Raw genomic sequence first — 17,316 nt, forward strand, 5'->3', positions numbered from 1 at the left:
CTGCGACCCTTTTTGCATTGCATTTCCTGCGGGCAGTCGAATACTTGCGGCCAAATTGACCAAGTCTTCGGAGTGTTCCCATGTATAATCTACCCAATTTCGTTCATCAGCATTTCGACAAGACGGCCGAGGAGCTCGGCGAGATCGAAAAACGCGTATTGAAAAAGGCGCATGAGCGGAAAATCGTTTCCACCGATATCAACGCCGCCTTTTCAGCCGAGGCATCCACCGGCGAACGCCTCGCAGACGGTATTGCACGCGTGGGCGGCTCCTGGTCCTTCATTCTGGCGTTCCTCGCCTTCCTCGTCGTCTGGTGCGTCGTCAACACCATCGTGCTCATGACCCGCGCCTTCGACCCCTACCCCTTCATCTTCCTCAACCTCGTCCTCTCCATGCTCGCCGCCATCCAGGCCCCGATCATCATGATGTCGCAGAACCGCCAGGCCGAACGCGACCGCTTCGAAGCTGCGAAGGATTACGAAGTCAATCTCAAGGCGGAATTGGAAGTGCTGTCCCTGCATCAGAAGATCGACTTGCATGTCCTGACAGAGCTGTCGGCGGTGCGAGAGGAAATAGCGAAACTGAACAGGCTCGTCGCACAGAAGAACGGGATTTGATGTCAAAGGCCATACTCAGGATCGGAAATTGACTTTCAGCGATCTTCTTCTATTTTGTAATACAAACGGAGGTGAAATAGATGAAAAATCAAAGAGAGCTTTCCGACCCCATCACCTTGCGGGTTCCCGCTGACATTCTTGCAGAGATTGAGGAGATCGCTGAGGTTTGCGAGCGGACGCGCAGTTGGGTTTTTGTCCGCGCGCTTAAATCATATCTCGCATCCGAAGGTCGTGAAGTATTGGAGATCGCCAAGGCTCGCCGGGAGATGGCGAATGGCGAAGCATACGATCTCGACGATGTCATCAGTGAAGTGGCGAAGGTCGTCAAAGGGGCGGCCGCTTGAAACGAGTTCGCCTTTCGGCTGGCGCCAGAGCATACATCAGGTCGGAGGCGCAATATCTGAAGGATAGAAGTCCGGCTGCAGCTCTCCGTTTTCTCGACGACCTGAATCGGCTCAAAACCAACCTGCTTCTTTTCCCGTTAATGGGCTTTCAGAGCGACGAATTACCGATCCCCGGCGTTCTGAGATTCACTATGGGAGATTATCTGGTCGACTACGAAGTCGCTGGTGATCTGATAGAGATCAGAGCTATTCGCCATGGCCATCAAAGACCTCCGGGTCTCGCGATCGATGATGATTTCGATTTCGAGGGTTCCGAATAAATTGACTGCTCACCCTCTGGTCGGTCCGAAGGCCCTGCCGTCAGCAATCCCGGCCGCCCTTGCTTGTATTGCGGCAATCCATCGCCGATCTCGTAAAAATCGCCCTTGTCGGCACAATAGATATGGTAGGCCAGCTTTAGGTCACTTGGATTATCGAAGAGGCCAGCCATGATCGAGATTTCCCCGGCGTCGTCGGCGACCCAGAAAAGTGCCGAACCGCAGGTTCGGCAGAAGCCCCGACGGGCAAAGGAGCTGGCGCGATACCAGGTGATCGCGTCTTCGCCTTCGATCGTGATGTTGTCGAGGGGAACATTGGTCGCGGCGTAGTAGAGCCCCGTCTGCTTGCGGCACTGCGAGCAGTGACAGGCGACCACCTCCCGCAATGGGCCACGTGTTTTGAAACGCACGCTGCCGCAGAGGCAAGCGCCGGTGTGATCGTCATTCATGCTGATCCCCTCTCTTTTCGCGACAACTTCGACGACGATGTCCGTCGCGTCAAATGCAAAGAAGTGAAGGACGCTTCAGCAGGATTGATTTGCACAAAAAACGGGCCGGTATGAGCCGGCCCGTTTGCAAATGATGATGACAGCTTTCGATCAGCCGTGCGCGCGCATACGCTTCTCGTCCCGGCCGCCCTTCATGCGTTCGGCGAGCAGGAAAGCAAGCTCCAGCGCCTGGTCGGCATTCAAGCGCGGATCGCAATGGGTATGGTAGCGATCCTGCAGATCCTCTGCACCGACGGCGCGAGCGCCGCCTGTGCATTCGGTCACATCCTTGCCGGTCATCTCGATGTGGATGCCGCCAGGATGCGTGCCCTCGGCGCGGTGAATCTGGAAGAAGCTTTCGACTTCCGACAAAATCCGCTCGAACGGCCGGGTCTTGTAGTTGTTGAGCGTGATCGTGTTGCCATGCATCGGATCGCAGGACCAGACGACCTTGCGGCCTTCGCGCTCGACAGCGCGAATGAGACGCGGCAGATTGTCGGCGACCTTGTCATGGCCGAAGCGGCAGATCAGCGTCAGGCGACCTGCTTCATTCTCCGGGTTCAGAATATCGATCAGGTTGATGAGATCGTCCGCCTGCAGCGAAGGACCGCACTTCAGACCGATCGGGTTCTTGATGCCGCGGAAATATTCGACATGGGCGTGATCGGCCTGACGCGTGCGGTCGCCGATCCAGAGCATGTGCCCGGAGGTGGCATACCAGTCGCCGGTGGTGGAATCGACGCGGGTGAAGGCTTCTTCATAGCCGAGCAGCAGCGCCTCGTGGCTGGTGAAGAAATCGGTCTCGCGCAGACTCGCATTGCTCTCGGCAGTGATGCCAATCGCGCGCATGAAATCCATGGTCTCGCCGATGCGATCGGCAAGCTTGCGGTAGCGCTCGCCCTGCGGGCTGTCCTTGACGAAGCCGAGCATCCACTTCTGCACGTTTTCGAGATTGGCGTAGCCGCCCATGGCGAAGGCGCGCAGCAGGTTCAGCGTCGCGGCAGACTGGCGGTAAGCCATCATCTGACGGTCCGGATTGGGAATGCGTGCTTCTTCGGTGAACTCGATGCCGTTGATGATGTCGCCGCGATAGCTCGGCAGCGACACGCCATTCTGCGTTTCGATGTTCGAAGACCGCGGCTTGGCGAACTGACCGGCAATACGGCCGACCTTCACGACGGGCAGTTGCGCACCAAAGGTCAGGACGACGGCCATCTGCAGGAAGGCGCGGAAGAAGTCGCGGATGGTGTCGGCACCATGCTCGGCGAAGCTTTCGGCACAGTCGCCACCCTGAAGCAGAAAACCGTTGCCTTCGGCGACATTGGCAAGATGCGCCTTTAAACGACGAGCTTCACCGGCAAAAACGAGCGGAGGATAGCTTGCAAGCTGCGCTTCGGTAGCCGCCAGCGCTGCCTGATCCGGATATTCCGGCACCTGCTGGATCGGTTTTTGCCGCCAACTATTCGGTGTCCAATTCTGTGCCATCTCACTCACCTGTTTTCGCACTCGGTCTTTGCCAAGTGTCTCGCCGTCATAAATAACGCGCGCTTATAAACCTTTGCCGGCTGCTTGCAAAGGCGAACCATCTATTCAAGATGGTCTTTTGTGCGCGGTTGGAATTGCTGCCTAATTCTTTATACGCGCTCGCCGTTACGGATGCGATAGCTCGGCGTATACATCGTCACCAACTCTTCGGACGCCGTCGGGTGAACGGCCATGGTGCGGTCGAAATCTTCCTTGGTGCAACCGGCCTTCACGGGAATGCCGAGCAACTGCGCCATCTCGCCGGCGTCATGGCCGAGAATATGCGCGCCGATCACTTTGCGGTCGGCGGCATTGACGATCAGCTTCATGATTATCTTCTCGCTGCGGCCCGACAATGTTGCCTTCATCGGCCGGAACTGGGCACGATAAATTTCGAGGTCCCGAAACCGCTTCGCGGCGTCCTCTTCGGTCAGGCCGACCGTGCCGATCTCCGGCTGCGAGAAGACGGCGGTCGGGATCAGTTCATGATCCGGGCGGGTCGGATTGTTCTTGTAGACGGTTTCGATGAAGCACATGGCCTCATGGATCGCCACGGGGGTCAGTTGTACCCGATCTGTGACATCGCCAAGCGCGTAGATGTTCGGCACCGATGTCCGCGAATATTCATCGACGATGATGGCACCGAGTTCGTTGACCGCGACGCCGGCAGCCTCAAGCCCGATATTCTTGGTGTTCGGCGTGCGGCCGAGCGCCAGCATCACCGTGTCCACCGTCAGCCGCTTATCGTTCTTCGTCAGAACGCTCAGGCCATCTTCCGTCTTCGTCACCCGCTCGATGATGTCGTGGCAGAGGATACGGATGCCCTTGGCCTCCATCGCCTCATGCAGGCCCTTGCGCAGGTCCTGATCGAAGCGGGATAGGATCTCGGCGCCGCGATAGATCAATGTCGTCTCGACACCGAGCCCGTGGAAGATGTTGGCGAATTCCACGGCGATATAGCCGCCGCCGGCAATCAGGATCGATTTCGGCAGCTCTTCCAGATGGAACGCCTCATTGGAAGAGATGCAGAGCTCGTGGCCGGGAAGCGCCAGATGCAGGTTCGGCGTACCACCGGTGGCAACGACGATCGTTTCGGCCGTGACGGTTTTGCCAGTCTTCAGCAGGCGGATCGTATGGGCATCGACCAGCTCGGCGCGCGTATCGAAGATCTCGGCCTTGGCATTGTCGAGCCCCTTGCGATAGAGCCCTTCCAGGCGGGCGATTTCCTTGTCCTTCGCTTCGATCAGCTTCTTCCAGTCGAATGTGCTTTCGCCCACCGTCCAGCCGAAACCGGCTGCGTCCTCAAAATGCTCGCTATATTGCGAAGCGTAGACGAAGAGCTTCTTCGGAACGCAGCCGCGGATAACGCAGGTGCCGCCATAGCGGTATTCCTCGGCGATGCCGACCTTCTTTCCGAGGGACGCGGCAACGCGTGCGCCGCGCACGCCGCCGGAACCGCCGCCAATGACGAAAAGATCGAAATCGAAGGAAGACATTCGAATACTCCTGCAGAAATGAAACGGCACGCAACGCACCGACAAAGGATCGGCACTGATATAGGATTTCGAAGGGCAAAAAGAAAAGCCCGGAACGATATCCGGGCTTTGAAATTCGAAGGTCTAGTCCGCGATCCCGAAAAATGTGGAGATCGTGGAAAGGATCAAGCTTACTTCTGCTTCGCTGCCGGCTTCTGTGCTGGAGCCGTCGCCGGTGCCTGCTGAGCGTTGTCGGTGGCGTCCGTCGGCACGGGAGCGATCGGGGCCTTCACAACCTTCTGCAGAGCGTCACTGCTTTGGTTGGCGAGATCCCGCGAGATGCCCTGCCCCCAGATATCGGCAGCCTTGTAAAGCGCGCGCGTTGCGATCGGGCCGTCCTTGAGAAGCTTCTTGCCAGCCGGCGAGTTGTAGAAATCGGCAATCGCTTTCAGTTCGTCGGTGCTAAAAGCCTTCGCATAGGTCACGGCAGCTTCCCGCTCGAGATCGGCGCGGCGCGGCGCCAGAGCAAGTGCGGTTGCATCGACGGACGAATTGATGGCGTCACCGAAGTTCGGGTTCGCCTGGATCATCGTGCTCTTCAATTGCTCGGCGAGATTCGGCAGGATGTTGTCGAACTGGTTCGTGATGCCGAGCGCGGTGATTGCCGCCCGCGCGGCCTTGATCTGCTCTTCCGAGACTTCCTGAGCGCTGGCGGAACCGAGCGCGATTCCCGAAAGAACGATGGTCGCAGCGGCAAAACGGCCAAGACCCGCTATTTTGATCATGAGTTCAGTGCTCCTATGTATTGTTCGCCTGCAACGTGCGTGCGCCGGCAGGACCGGCAATGATCGCAAGTGTCGCCATGTTGATGAAGAGCCCGTGTTCGACAACACCGGGAATCGAATGCAGCTCAATCGACAGCGCCTCTGCATCAGGAATGCGGCCAAAAGATGCGTCGATAATGAAATGCCCACCGTCGGTAAGGAAGTTACCATCGCCCGACTGGCGCAGGCTGAGCGCCCCGGAGAGGCCAAGGCGGGATGCCGCCTTCTCGATCTTGATACGCGTGGAAACGAGGCCGAACGGATTGACCTCGATCGGCAGCGGAAACGCGCCAAGCGTCTCGACGACCTTGCTCTGGTCGGCAATGACGATCATCCGGGCCGATGAAGCTGCGACGATTTTTTCCCGCAGCAAAGCACCGCCGCCGCCCTTGATCAGCCGCAGCGCGCCGTCCAGTTCATCGGCACCGTCGATGGTAAGGTCAAGCTCGGGAAGCTCATCGAGCGACTTCAGCGGCACGCCGAGTTCGACGCAGAGCTTTGCCGTACGCTCGGAGGTCGGAACGCCCTCGATCACGAGGCCAGCCTCAACCTTCTCGGCAAGCAACCGAACGAATTCTTCCGCCGTGCTGCCCGTGCCAATCCCGAGCCGCATGCCGCTTTCGACATGGGCCAGAGCCGCTCTAGCAGCTTCGATCTTCAATTGGCGGGCGTCCATGCGCCACCTGCTCCCGATTGTTACGTTGGAGTGCTGTTTACACGGCTCTCCCCGCAAACGAAAGCCAAAATAACGGCGCCTCATAGAAATCCGCGACCATATTCGGCAGGGCTTAAAGAGGCTTTGGTTGCAATTGCCAGCCTGATCTTTTAACTCGAAAAGACCTGCTTCTTCTTACCCAAAGGCTGATTGCTCGTGAAATCTCCCCTTGTCGTATTCGATCTCGACGGCACATTGATCGACACCGCGCCCGATCTCATCGCGAGCCTCAACCATACGATCGCCAGCCTCGATCTCGCTCCAGTCAATTACGAAAACCTGACGCATCTCGTCGGGCACGGCGCGCAAGCCATGATCGAACGGGCCTGCCGCCTGCGCGGCCATCCGCTCGAATCCGGCGATCTGCCGCCGCTGCTGCAGCGCTTCATCGCTTTTTATACCGACACCATGCCCGGCGACAGCAAGCCTTTCCCCGGCATCGTCAACGCCATGGATGCGCTGAAGGCCGCAGGCTTTGGTCTGGCGGTCTGCACGAACAAGCTGGAAAAACTGGCGGTGACGCTGATCGAGCGGCTGAACCTGACGCATTATTTCGACGTCATCACCGGCGGCGACACCTTCACCGTCCGCAAGCCGGATGCACAGCATCTGATCGGCACCATCGAGCGCGCCGGCGGAACACTTTCCCGCACAGTCATGGTCGGCGACAGCGCCAACGACATATTGGTCGCCCACAATGCCGGTGTGCCTTCGATCGCCGTGCCCTTCGGCTATTCCGATGTCGGCGTCGAAACATTGGGACCGAGCCGGGTCATCACGCATTACGACGAATTGACACCCGACCTCGTTCGCGGACTGCTGGCTGCATAGAGCAGCGAAACGTCAGATCGTAAAATCGCCAGCGCTGTCTTTTTTCTTAGAGTTGTAGCGGGTCTTGCGTAATTCGCGCTCCTGCGCCACAACTCATTCACGCCTCAGCTCAAACGAAACGATCGGCCGGTTTTGCAACAGATGATCCGGCTTGGTGTGCGTCGAAGATGAAGTGTACAACGCATCTCGACAGCGGAGCGCACGCTTGCTCATAGCAGACCCAGAAGACCGCAATGCCGGTAGACTGCCCTCTCGCAAAGGGCCTTTCGCACCCATCTTCCGCACCGTTCTAATTTGCATCGCGCTCTGCGCCGGCATTGCATCTTACATCTATGGCGATCGCATTATTGGTTACGCCGAGAAGGTGGTAGCAGCGAAGCCGGATCCGGCGTTGCTGGCCGTCTATAAGCAGTACGATATCGATCCGCTGCCGAATGTCGTTGCCGGTCGTAACCCGATGTCCACCTATCTTGACATGCTGCGTCGCGAGCCATGTGATTGGAACGCGCTCTACCAATTCGGCACGGAATTACAGGCACAGGGTTATCGCCACGAGGCTGCGATCGTGCTTGTGGCGTTTTCCAATAAGTGCACCCCCTCCAATGTTGCCCTTCAGAGTGCGGCGAGCATTCTTCTTAATCTGAGCGAATTCGACCAAGCGCTGAAGGTCGCCAATGACTTGATCACGATGACGCCGGGCGTGCCGGATTACCATTTCCTGCGAGCGCAAATCCGGCAAAGAGCAAAGAAATATCGCGACGCCATCGGCGACTACTATTCAGTTATCGGCCTCACAGAGAACGTGGCAAACCTGAACAGCCTCACCTATGAGGGCATTTCCGACAGCTACCGTGCGCTCGGCGACTATTGCGCGGCGATCACTCCGCTGGAGAGCTGGATCTCGATCAACCCTGATCGGAACGACACCCCTGTCGTGCGTGGCATCATCAAGAACTATGCCGCACAAGGAAAATGTACGTCCACCTATGCGACAGGCAGCGATCGTTTCCCAACGCAGGGCAAGAACGTCATCGTTGCCAAAGTGTCGATCAATGGCGTCAGTGGCAATTTCATAGTCGACACCGGCGCCGGATTCGTCAGCGTCACCAAGGCGTTCGCGTCCCGCGCCAACCTGCAAGTCGATTCCGCCAACGACATCTTGCTGCAGACGGCCAACGGCGTATCGCAAGGCACGCGAACGTCTGCGGCTCTGGTGAAAATTGGACGCGTCGAGGCTAATGACGTCGCCACCGTCGTCTTCAACGACGATATGGCACTTGGCGGTGCCATCGACGGTCTGCTCGGCCGTTCGTTCCTCTCGCGCTTTGACGTCACCTTCGGCGCCCATGAATGGCGGATCGAAACAAAGGAATAGCGCCAGCCAGCCTTTTTTTTATTTACCTCGGCTTTACACGAAACCTCTTCGCGTGCATCCACGCGAGGATTGCAGGTCCAAGCACTTAAATGACAAAAGGCGGTCCAATGGACCGCCTCTCGGTATTCTTAAAGTTCATCCGCAATCAAATCTGTGCGGTGCGCGCCTTGGTCGTCGCGTCGAGCGCCTTCTGCGTTGCCGCATCGCGATCGTAGACGTCGTTGAAATACTGCACGACGCCATCCTTGTTCGGCCAAGCCGTGAAGTAGGCGATGTAGATCGGGAACTTCTGCGGCACGGGCACGGCTTTGTTCTGGCCGGTGGCGATCTGCTTTGCGATATCATCGACCGTCGTGTTCAGCACGGCAGCAGCCATGGCACGCGGATCTGCAAGACGGACGCAGCCGTGGCTGAGCGCGCGCATATCCTTCTTGAAGAAGCTCTTCTGCGGTGTGTCATGCATGTAGATCGCATGCGAATTCGGGAAAAGGATCTTCAGCTCGCCCAGCGCATTGTCGCTGCTCGGCGGCTGGCGGACGGAGACGTTCTTCGTCGAGCCATACCAGTCAACGCTGGTGGACGCGACGGCATGGCCACCAACTTCGACCTGGTAACCCATGCGATCGAGATAGTTCGGATCGGCGCGCAGCTTCGGCAGCATTTCGTTGATGATGATCGACTGCGGAACGCCCCAGAACGGGTTGAACTCGACCGTCTGGACCTGATCTTCGAAGAAGAAGGTCTGATGCTCCTTGCCGCCCACGACGACGCGCATCGACAGTTGTTCGTGATTGTTGTTGTGGTAGTAGACCATGAAGGCCGGCTGGTTGATGAAGACGTAGCGCGGGCCGAGTTCAGTCGGCAGCCAACGCAACTGCTCCATGGCGATGACCAGTTTCTGGATCTTCGAGTCGTTGTTTTCGCCAACCATGGCGCGAACGGAAGACTGGCCGATGACGCCATCAGACGTCAGGCCCTTTTCCTTCTGGAAGTCTTCGACGAGCGTGACGAGCTCCGGCGTATAGTCCGGCGTGCCCTTGTAGGCAGCGAGCGTCACGGCGTTCTTGACCTTCAGCGCATCCGAGCCGCGATGCTGGATAGCCTTGACGATGTTGGCCATTTCCGGCGAACTGCCGCCCGGCTTTAGGGTGCCGCTCAACGAGATGGAGATGTGCGTGCTGTCATTGCCGCTTTCGGCGCGAAGCTTGGCAAGCTCAGCCTTCAGCTCCCCGAACTCCTGGTTCGAAGGGCTACGGCTGTTGAGATAGGCGGCGACATCCGGGCTTGCACGCAGCAGGCCGAGAACCGGCGTCAGATTGACGTCCTTGCGCTTGAAATCGTGATAACCGGAGATCTTGTTCGGGTCGAGACGGCCGCGGATCGTGTCCTGAACGAACATCAGCACCTTGCCGGAAAGTGCAAGTTCGAATTGCATCAACGCGCGGTCACGCATCGTCGGATCGACGCTTGCCGGATCGAAGCTCGGCGCTTGGACAGCATAGTCGGCAGGATCAAGGCCAACGGAGCCGGCATCGGCCAGAACAGCCATGGCAGCCTTCGCCTTGTCACCGACTGCGTTGTCGGCAACCCAAACGAGCGGCTTGCTCTGATCGGCATAGTAAGCCTCGAGCGCCTTGGCGACGTCATTCGTCGCCATCACGCGAGCTTCGGTCAGATAGCGACGCTGCGAAGCGCTGGTGTCGACCGCAACCGGCGTAGCGGATGCGTCGGCGACCGCGCCAGTTACCACCGGATCGGCAAAGCGGTTCGATGCCACGAGGCGCATGGGATCGGGTTTGTAGGTATAATATTTAGGCGCACTGACGCTGGGCAGCGGCTCTTTTGCCTGTACTGGCGCATCGGCGCCAAGACCAGTCGGTGCCTGATTGGCCGTGACCGGGGCGGAGATTTGCGTGCTCTGCTGGCGTCCCTGCCCGCCGCGAATGAAGTCCATGAGAGACATTGCATTTGCGGACGTCGCGCCGGCGGCGATGCAGCAGGAAAGAGCCAGAACGGATGCTGCGGCTTTGGTGACAAGTTTCATTCTCTAATCAGTCCCTGTATCAAGCGGTAGTTTCGAGACAGATGGTGCTGTTTTCCAATCAACTCGGCCGCGATGTTCCAAACACCGTTTAACCATTAGAATTAAAACGGCCAGACCCCGTCTTTCGTTCAATGCCTCAACTTTGTGTGAAAAAGCGAAAGCGAACTTCGCGGTTTAGTTCACACAAAATTATGAAATTATTAGTTAATTTTTTATTGAATTTTCGCGCGGTTTTTGAGTGGCAATAAAGACGCTCTGAAGAATATCTATCGAGCGTGTTAAAAAGAACACGGCCTTCCTTATCGTGTCAAAAACATGATAGAAACACTCATAAAATCTCCTTCCGCTGTTTCCTTGCGCATTGTTCGGACCTATATGACAGCTATCCTTTTCAACGGAAAAGCAGGACCAGGGACAATGACCTCCACCCGCACCGAAACCGACACTTTTGGCCCGATCGAAGTGGCAAGCGACCGCTATTGGGGCGCGCAGGCACAGCGCTCGCTCGGCAACTTCAAGATCGGCTGGGAGAAGCAGCCTCTGTCGATCGTACGTGCCCTCGGTATTGTGAAGCAGGCCGCCGCCCGCGCCAATGTGGAGCTTAGCCAGTTGGATCCCGCTCTCGGTAAAGTGATCGCCGAGGCGGCGCAGGAAGTGATCGACGGCAAGCTCAACGAGCATTTCCCGCTGGTCGTCTGGCAAACAGGCTCCGGCACGCAGTCGAACATGAATGCCAATGAGGTGATCTCGAACCGCGCGATTGAAATGCTGGGCGGCGTCATGGGCTCGAAGAAGCCGGTGCATCCGAACGATCACGTCAATATGAGCCAGTCGTCGAACGACACCTACCCGACAGCGATGCATATCGCCTGCGCCGAGCAGATCGTCCATCATCTGCTGCCGGCTCTGCGGCATCTGCATGCCGCCTTGGAAAAGAAGGTTTCGGACTTCGCCCACATCATCAAGATCGGCCGCACCCACACGCAGGACGCCACGCCACTGACGCTTGGCCAGGAGTTTTCCGGCTATGCCGCCCAGGTTGCGTCTTCGATCAAGCGGATCGAACTGACACTGCCGGGCCTTTGCGAACTCGCACAGGGCGGCACGGCCGTCGGAACGGGCCTCAACGCGCCGATCGGCTTTGCGGAAAAGGTGGCGAACGAGATCGCCGAGATCACCGGCCTGCCCTTTGTCACCGCGCCGAACAAGTTCGAGGCCTTAGCCGCCCATGATTCGATGGTCTTCAGCCATGGCGCCATCAATGCCGCTGCCGCCGCTCTCTTCAAGATCGCCAACGATATCCGCCTGCTCGGCTCCGGCCCCCGCTCCGGCCTTGGCGAGCTGGCTTTGCCGGAAAACGAGCCTGGCTCGTCGATCATGCCGGGCAAAGTCAATCCAACGCAGTGCGAGGCGCTAACGCAGGTCTGCATTCACATCTTCGGCAACAATACCGCGCTGACCTTTGCCGACAGCCAGGGTCATTTCGAGCTGAACGTCTACAATCCGATGATGGCCTATAACTTCCTGCAGTCGGTCCAACTGCTCGGCGACGCCGCCGTTTCCTTCACCGACAATTGCGTCGTCGGCATCGAGGCGCGCGAGGACAATATCAAGGCCGGCCTGGAGCGTTCACTGATGCTGGTGACAGCGCTCGCTCCGAAAATCGGCTACGACAATGCCGCCAAGATTGCCAAGACGGCCCATAAGAATGGTACGACGTTGAAGGAGGAGGCTTTGGCGAGCGGTCTGGTCTCGGCAGAAGATTATGATGCAATTGTTCGTCCGGAAACGATGATTGGGCCGAAGTGAATTCCCCGTTTATTGATCGTCAGGCAGGTTTCCGGCTGACGCAATGGTCTGCCGGCCCCCTCACCCCAACCCTATCCCGCTCATGCGGGGCGAGGGAGTTTACCTCGTTAAACTATGAATTTCCCAACGCCATTGTCTTGCACGGCCGTCCCCTCTGCCCGCATGCGGGCAGAGGGCTAGGGTGAGGGGGCCGGCACAAGATTTCCCCACCGGAAAATCCACCCGACCCGCGTATGCCCTATGACAACCTCCCTTTTGAAATTTCGAGATAGCATCCAACCAATTGCATTTGACCCTTGCCGGATTTAGACCGTTCGCAAACGTCTCCTCCGCCACATCAAGGCATTGAAAGGTCCCCCGCATGGCTGACGATCTCTTTCCCCTCGGCGACGACGCCACTCCCTATCGCAAGATTTCCGGCGACTACGTCTCCGTAGACACGTTCAAGGGCCAGGAAATCCTGACTGTGGACCCGGAAGGCATCCGCCTGCTCGCCGAGACGGCTTTCGCGGATATCAATCACCTGCTGCGCCCCGGTCACCTGAAGCAGTTGGCCTCGATCCTAGAAGACCCCGAAGCCACCGATAACGACCGCTTCGTTGCCTATGATCTGCTGAAAAACGCCAATATCGCCGCCGGCGGTGTGCTGCCCATGTGCCAGGACACCGGCACCGCGATCATCATGGGCAAGAAAGGCCGTCGCGTCTGGACCGAAGGCGGCGACAGCGCGGCTCTGGCAAAGGGCGTGCTCGACGCCTACGAGAAGAAGAACCTGCGCTATTCGCAGCTCGCGCCCATCAAGATGTTCGAGGAAAAGAACACCAAGAACAATCTCCCCGCCCAGATCGACATCTACGAAGAAGGCACCGACGCCTACGAATTCCTCTTCGTCGCCAAGGGCGGCGGCTCGGCCAACAAAACCTTCCTCTATCAGGGCACGCCGTCGCTGCTCACCCACGATCGCATGCTGGATTTCCTCAAGGAAAAGATCCTGACGCTCGGCACGGCTGCCTGTCCCCCCTACCATCTGGCGATCGTCATCGGCGGCACGTCGGCGGAGATGAACCTCAAAACGGTCAAGCTTGCCTCGACGCGCTATCTCGACTGTCTTCCCGCGGAAGGCTCCGAAAGCGGGCACGCCTTCCGGGATATCGAAATGGAAAAGGAAATCCATAAGCTGACGCAGAGCCTCGGCGTCGGTGCGCAGTTCGGCGGCAAATATTTCTGCCACGACGTCCGCGTCATCCGCCTGCCCCGTCATGGCGCTTCTCTGCCGATCGGCCTTGGCGTCTCCTGTTCCGCCGATCGTCAGGCCAAGGGCAAGATCACGCGCGACGGTATCTTCATCGAGCAGCTCGAAACCGATCCGTCGAAATACATGCCCGAAATCGACGAGGCCAAGCTTTCCGAATCGATGGTCCGCATCGACCTCAACAAGCCGATGGCCGAGATCCTGGCGGAACTGTCGCAGCATCCGGTCAAGACCCGCCTCTCGCTGACCGGCACGATCATCGTCGCCCGCGACCTTGCGCACGCAAAGATCCGCGAGCGCCTGGAAAAGGGTCAGGGCATGCCGGACTATCTGAAGAATCACCCGGTTTACTACGCTGGCCCTGCCAAGACGCCCGCCGGCTACGCCTCCGGTTCCTTCGGCCCGACGACGGCCGGGCGTATGGACAGCTACGTGGACCAGTTCCAGTCCTTCGGCGGCTCCATGGTAATGCTCGCCAAGGGTAACCGCTCGCGCGCCGTGCGCGAGGCCTGCAAGGCACATGGCGGTTTCTATCTCGGCTCGATCGGTGGCCCGGCCGCCCGTCTCGCTCAGGACTGCATCAAAAAGGTCGAGGTGTTGGAATATCCCGAGCTCGGCATGGAAGCAGTCTGGAAAATCGAAGTTGAAGACTTCCCGGCCTTTATAGTTATCGATAACAAGGGCAACGATTTCTTCCAAGAACTCAATCTCGGCTGACCTTTATCACTAATCACATAAAAGAAGGCGCCATCTTGGCGCCTTCTTTTTGCAAGCATTTCTTCTTCACAGTAAAGTTATTTCTCTGTCCGATTTCATGTAAGATTTTATATTCATTGCCTTAATCTTTTTCAAAGAATCTTAGGCTAAGTAAAAACAGTGCTTTCATGAAATCATTTAATGGAGTTCGCCGATGAGTACGGTGGTTGCGCCCAAGGCGCAAGTTCCCGACGTGGCAGGACAGATTACCTATGCCATGCGATCCATGGGGGTCGCGCCGATCCCGCGCAATTACGAACTTTTCTATGAAGCCTATATTGGTTCCAATCCTGCCTTGACCCGCGAGCTTGCCGCGCTTGGCAGCAACGCCACGCAGGAAGAATTGGACGCACTCGGCGCCCAGCACTTCGCCCACCATGCCGGCCGGATTTTCGACGACGCTCACACCCGCCTGATCACGGAGCTCGATGCTGTACTGCGCACGCTGCGGCAAGAACAGACTTCACTCGAAAGCTACAATCGGCTGCTGGGCGAAACGTGCGAACGTATCACGTCCAAGAACAACAACAGCGTCGACCTGCTACGCAGCGCCATCGACATGCTGGCGGAAGCGACCGGCGACACCATGGCGCACGGCGAAAAGACCGTCGAGAATGTCGCCCAGCGCAGCCACGAAATGGACCAGGTGCGCAAGGAGTTGGACGAATACAAGCGTATCGCCAATACCGACTCTCTGACGCGACTCTCCAATCGCCGCGCCTTCGATGATCGCCTGGCCACCATCTTCGACAATCAGATGGCCCGCCCCGTCACTGCGCTAGTGCTGGCCGATATCGATTACTTCAAGAAGATCAACGACACCTACGGTCATCCGGTCGGCGACAAGATCCTCGCGACCGTCGCCTCTCTCATCCGTGCCAATGTCCGCCGCGACGCCTTCGTCGCCCGTACCGGCGGCGAGGAATTCGCGCTGATCCTGGAAGGCACGCGGGAAGAGGTCATGGCGGTCTGCGAACGTATCCGCCGTGCACTCGAGGCAACGCCGTTCAAGAACTCCCGCACCGGAGTCAACTACGGGCCGATCACTCTTTCGCTCGGCATCTGCATGGCCTCGGAAGCCGGAGATCCCGGCGAACTCTACAGCAAGACCGACATTGCGCTCTATAGCGCCAAGAACGCCGGCCGTAACTGTAGCAGTATCTACCAAGACGGTATGCAGAAAGACTTCACGAAAAGCTGGCTAATCTACAAAAGCTAGAGCTGAAATCAGAACTAGAGCCAATCCGCCGGCGCCGCTCTTCCTGGCGCGCCGGCGGATTTTTATTACCACATGCTTTTGGCGGCTCGCGCCGGCCATTCGCGGTCATAGGTCTCTTGATCGAAATCGCCCTTCGCCGCCTTCAGCAACATGCCGGGCGTCGGCAGGCTCGCCGGATCGATAAATGTCTCCGTCTTCCAGAGTTCGGCACGCATCACGGCCCGCGCGCATTGGAAATAGACCTCGTCGATGGTGATCACCACGACGCTGCGCGGATGCTTGCCCTCCATCTCGAAGCTCGCCAGCAGGCTTTCCTCGATGGAGACGACCGCACGGCCATTGAGGCGCATCGTGGTGTTCGAGCTGGGAATCAGGAACATCAGCGCTATGCGGGGATCCCTGACGATATTGGCCAGTGAATCGACACGATTGTTGCCGCGCCAGTCGGGAAGCAAAAGCGTCTTGTCATCCTGCACGCGCACGACACCGCCCAAGTCACCGCGCGGTGAGCAATCCAACCCTTCCGTGCCTACCGTCGCCAGCGCCATGAAGGGCGATGCTTCGATCATCCGGCGATAAAGTGGCGTCAACGCAGTGGTCACCTTGGCGATCGATGCTTCGCTCGTGCCGCCATAGAGCTCATTCAATTCTTCAACGGAAGTGATGATCCGCATGTTACCTCACGTCATTTTGATCCGGATACCGGCGGGTTAGACGCAAGGCGTGACGCTGCTATGACACGCGCCTCACCGAGGTCCGAAGTAAGGATATAACCGTTTCACCGTCGGTTTCGAACGCATTTTCTTGAAGTGACGCCGGCGCTTCCGCCAGGAACTCGCCGATCGCGGCCAGCACGGGAGCGGCGCTGACGATACGGCGATGACCGAAGCCGTTTGCCCAGAAAAGGCGAACATGATCGCCCGCGGTGGCATAGGCGCGGGCATGATCGGCGCTGACTTCCTTGTCGTCTTCCGCATGGATGATCAGCACGGGCCTGCCGAGATCGTGAACGCTGCGTCCGGCGGCATAATCCCCGAGCGGCCTGCCGGTGACGCGACCGACCTCCGCCTCAAGCGCTGCCTGTGCCGCGGCATCAAGCTTCATCATCCCGCCGAAATCCGTGAACAGCCAGCCCATCGCGCTCGGTGCGCCGATCAGCACTAGGCGACCCGGCAGAACCGGGGCGATGCCCGGCAGAAAGCCGGCCGCGGCCAGTGCGATAGAAGCTCCGCCGAAGGAATGGCCGATCATGGCATCGAAGGCGCCAAATCGCTCCGCCGCCGCAGCGATAGCCGAAACGGCGAGGCGTACATTGAGGAAGCGCCCTGGCGAGCGGCCATGGCCCGGCAGATCGAGCGAGATCACTTCGGCACCGGTATTTGCGAGAAAGACGGCGAGTTCCGACATGTATTCGCTGCTCGATCCCCAGCCATGGACCACAAGAAAGCGCTTACGCTCGCCCTTGGCACCACCGTTTAAGCGATGGCTCATCGCCTGTCCGCCTTGGAAAGACAGCATGATCTGCTCGGCGGAATTCAGACGCGCTCTGCCCTGTGCGTGCGCAGCCTCCGCCTTGGCGCCTTGCGGCCGGCGCGACGCCGTCAGGCAGAAAAGCTTGAAAGCGGCCTTGCCGGCAAGTCGCGGCGAAATCCTGCCAAGGCTGGATAGGCCCAGCCGGGTGACCTTAAGCGCAAAGGATGGCATAGTGGGAATCCAATAATGTTCA

15 protein-coding genes and 1 pseudogene are annotated in these 17,316 nt (G+C 58.4%); 8 read left to right on the top strand and 8 right to left on the bottom strand.

All coding sequences use genetic code 11. The features are described from left to right. Positions 1 to 80: 80 nt before the first annotated feature. The 3 genes from C9E91_RS10630 to C9E91_RS10640 all read left to right on the top strand — a co-directional run bounded on the left by C9E91_RS10630 (position 81) and on the right by C9E91_RS10640 (position 1,281). Positions 81 to 617 carry a DUF1003 domain-containing protein gene (locus tag C9E91_RS10630; RefSeq protein ID WP_107108254.1) on the top strand — a complete coding sequence of 179 codons (537 nt, stop codon included), beginning with the start codon at positions 81 to 83 and terminating at the stop codon, positions 615 to 617. 80 nt (positions 618 to 697) lie between these two features. After that, positions 698 to 961 carry a CopG family ribbon-helix-helix protein gene (locus C9E91_RS10635; RefSeq protein WP_107108255.1) on the top strand — a complete coding sequence of 88 codons (264 nt, stop codon included), beginning with the start codon at positions 698 to 700 and terminating at the stop codon, positions 959 to 961. Then, positions 958 to 1,281, top strand: a complete 324-nt coding sequence (locus tag C9E91_RS10640) for a type II toxin-antitoxin system RelE/ParE family toxin (protein WP_107108256.1) — start codon at positions 958 to 960, stop codon at positions 1,279 to 1,281. The genes C9E91_RS10635 and C9E91_RS10640 overlap by 4 nt, the downstream gene beginning before the upstream one ends. 23 nt (positions 1,282 to 1,304) lie before the next feature. On the opposite strand, the pseudogene C9E91_RS10645 reads toward C9E91_RS10640, so the two are convergent. The 5 genes and pseudogenes from C9E91_RS10645 to rpiA all read right to left on the bottom strand — a co-directional run. Next, positions 1,305 to 1,727, bottom strand: a pseudogene (locus C9E91_RS10645) (GFA family protein); the annotation flags it as partial. Positions 1,728 to 1,877: 150 nt separating this feature from the next. After that, positions 1,878 to 3,251 (bottom strand): class II 3-deoxy-7-phosphoheptulonate synthase, encoded by a 1,374-nt coding sequence (locus tag C9E91_RS10650; protein WP_107108258.1) that lies wholly within the window; start codon positions 3,249 to 3,251, stop codon positions 1,878 to 1,880. 149 nt (positions 3,252 to 3,400) lie between these two features. Continuing rightward, positions 3,401 to 4,786, bottom strand: a complete 1,386-nt coding sequence (gene gor / locus C9E91_RS10655; protein ID WP_107108259.1) for a glutathione-disulfide reductase — start codon at positions 4,784 to 4,786, stop codon at positions 3,401 to 3,403. 170 nt (positions 4,787 to 4,956) lie between these two features. Further along, positions 4,957 to 5,550 (bottom strand): DUF2059 domain-containing protein, encoded by a 594-nt coding sequence (locus C9E91_RS10660; RefSeq protein ID WP_107108260.1) that lies wholly within the window; start codon positions 5,548 to 5,550, stop codon positions 4,957 to 4,959. A 13-nt stretch (positions 5,551 to 5,563) separates the two neighbouring features. Continuing rightward, positions 5,564 to 6,265 (bottom strand): ribose-5-phosphate isomerase RpiA, encoded by a 702-nt coding sequence (gene rpiA / locus C9E91_RS10665; protein ID WP_107108261.1) that lies wholly within the window; start codon positions 6,263 to 6,265, stop codon positions 5,564 to 5,566. Between the two features lie 195 nt (positions 6,266 to 6,460). On the opposite strand from rpiA, the gene C9E91_RS10670 reads away from it, so the two are divergent. After that, positions 6,461 to 7,135, top strand: coding sequence for an HAD family hydrolase (locus C9E91_RS10670; protein WP_107108536.1), 675 nt, complete (start codon positions 6,461 to 6,463; stop codon positions 7,133 to 7,135). Between the two features lie 205 nt (positions 7,136 to 7,340). Beyond that, entirely contained in the window at positions 7,341 to 8,510 is a 1,170-nt protein-coding gene (locus C9E91_RS10675) for a retroviral-like aspartic protease family protein (protein ID WP_107108262.1), read from the top strand. 145 nt (positions 8,511 to 8,655) lie between these two features. Here the strand turns inward: C9E91_RS10675 and C9E91_RS10680 are convergent, their stop codons facing one another. After that, the gene (locus C9E91_RS10680) at positions 8,656 to 10,554 is read right to left on the bottom strand and encodes a L,D-transpeptidase family protein (protein ID WP_107108263.1); all 1,899 of its coding nucleotides are present in this window, start codon (positions 10,552 to 10,554) and stop codon (positions 8,656 to 8,658) included. A gap of 417 nt (positions 10,555 to 10,971) precedes the next feature. On the opposite strand from C9E91_RS10680, the gene fumC reads away from it, so the two are divergent. The 3 genes from fumC (at position 10,972) to C9E91_RS10695 (ending at position 15,590) form a co-directional block, all read left to right on the top strand. Beyond that, on the top strand, positions 10,972 to 12,363 hold the full coding sequence (fumC, locus tag C9E91_RS10685; RefSeq protein WP_107108264.1) for a class II fumarate hydratase: 1,392 nt from the start codon (positions 10,972 to 10,974) through the stop codon (positions 12,361 to 12,363). A gap of 361 nt (positions 12,364 to 12,724) precedes the next feature. Continuing rightward, positions 12,725 to 14,332, top strand: coding sequence for a fumarate hydratase (locus C9E91_RS10690; protein WP_107108265.1), 1,608 nt, complete (start codon positions 12,725 to 12,727; stop codon positions 14,330 to 14,332). A 193-nt stretch (positions 14,333 to 14,525) separates the two neighbouring features. Then, positions 14,526 to 15,590, top strand: coding sequence for a GGDEF domain-containing protein (locus C9E91_RS10695; protein ID WP_107108266.1), 1,065 nt, complete (start codon positions 14,526 to 14,528; stop codon positions 15,588 to 15,590). Positions 15,591 to 15,655: 65 nt separating this feature from the next. On the opposite strand, the gene C9E91_RS10700 is transcribed toward C9E91_RS10695, so the two are convergent. Both C9E91_RS10700 and C9E91_RS10705 read right to left on the bottom strand, forming a co-directional pair. Beyond that, complete coding sequence (locus C9E91_RS10700; RefSeq protein WP_107108267.1) at positions 15,656 to 16,264, bottom strand: pyridoxamine 5'-phosphate oxidase family protein; 609 nt, start codon at positions 16,262 to 16,264, stop codon at positions 15,656 to 15,658. A gap of 58 nt (positions 16,265 to 16,322) precedes the next feature. Beyond that, on the bottom strand, positions 16,323 to 17,294 hold the full coding sequence (locus C9E91_RS10705; protein WP_107108268.1) for an alpha/beta hydrolase: 972 nt from the start codon (positions 17,292 to 17,294) through the stop codon (positions 16,323 to 16,325). Positions 17,295 to 17,316: the final 22 nt, after the last annotated feature.

Source organism: Rhizobium sp. SEMIA4064 (assembly GCF_003025035.1).
Classification (GTDB): domain Bacteria; phylum Pseudomonadota; class Alphaproteobacteria; order Rhizobiales; family Rhizobiaceae; genus Rhizobium; species Rhizobium paranaense.

Bases quoted from the DNA above. Each gene is read 5' to 3' on its own strand.
- C9E91_RS10650 (WP_107108258.1), bottom strand. From the start codon at position 3,251: ATGGCACAGAATTGGACACCGAATAGTTGGCGGCAAAAACCGATCCAG.
- C9E91_RS10630 (WP_107108254.1), top strand. From the start codon at position 81: ATGTATAATCTACCCAATTTCGTTCATCAGCATTTCGACAAGACGGCC.
- C9E91_RS10690 (WP_107108265.1), top strand. From the start codon at position 12,725: ATGGCTGACGATCTCTTTCCCCTCGGCGACGACGCCACTCCCTATCGC.
- C9E91_RS10635 (WP_107108255.1), top strand. From the start codon at position 698: ATGAAAAATCAAAGAGAGCTTTCCGACCCCATCACCTTGCGGGTTCCC.
- rpiA (WP_107108261.1), bottom strand. From the start codon at position 6,265: ATGGACGCCCGCCAATTGAAGATCGAAGCTGCTAGAGCGGCTCTGGCC.
- fumC (WP_107108264.1), top strand. From the start codon at position 10,972: ATGACCTCCACCCGCACCGAAACCGACACTTTTGGCCCGATCGAAGTG.
- C9E91_RS10695 (WP_107108266.1), top strand. From the start codon at position 14,526: ATGAGTACGGTGGTTGCGCCCAAGGCGCAAGTTCCCGACGTGGCAGGA.
- C9E91_RS10705 (WP_107108268.1), bottom strand. From the start codon at position 17,294: ATGCCATCCTTTGCGCTTAAGGTCACCCGGCTGGGCCTATCCAGCCTT.
- C9E91_RS10680 (WP_107108263.1), bottom strand. From the start codon at position 10,554: ATGAAACTTGTCACCAAAGCCGCAGCATCCGTTCTGGCTCTTTCCTGC.
- gor (WP_107108259.1), bottom strand. From the start codon at position 4,786: ATGTCTTCCTTCGATTTCGATCTTTTCGTCATTGGCGGCGGTTCCGGC.
- C9E91_RS10660 (WP_107108260.1), bottom strand. From the start codon at position 5,550: ATGATCAAAATAGCGGGTCTTGGCCGTTTTGCCGCTGCGACCATCGTT.
- C9E91_RS10700 (WP_107108267.1), bottom strand. From the start codon at position 16,264: ATGCGGATCATCACTTCCGTTGAAGAATTGAATGAGCTCTATGGCGGC.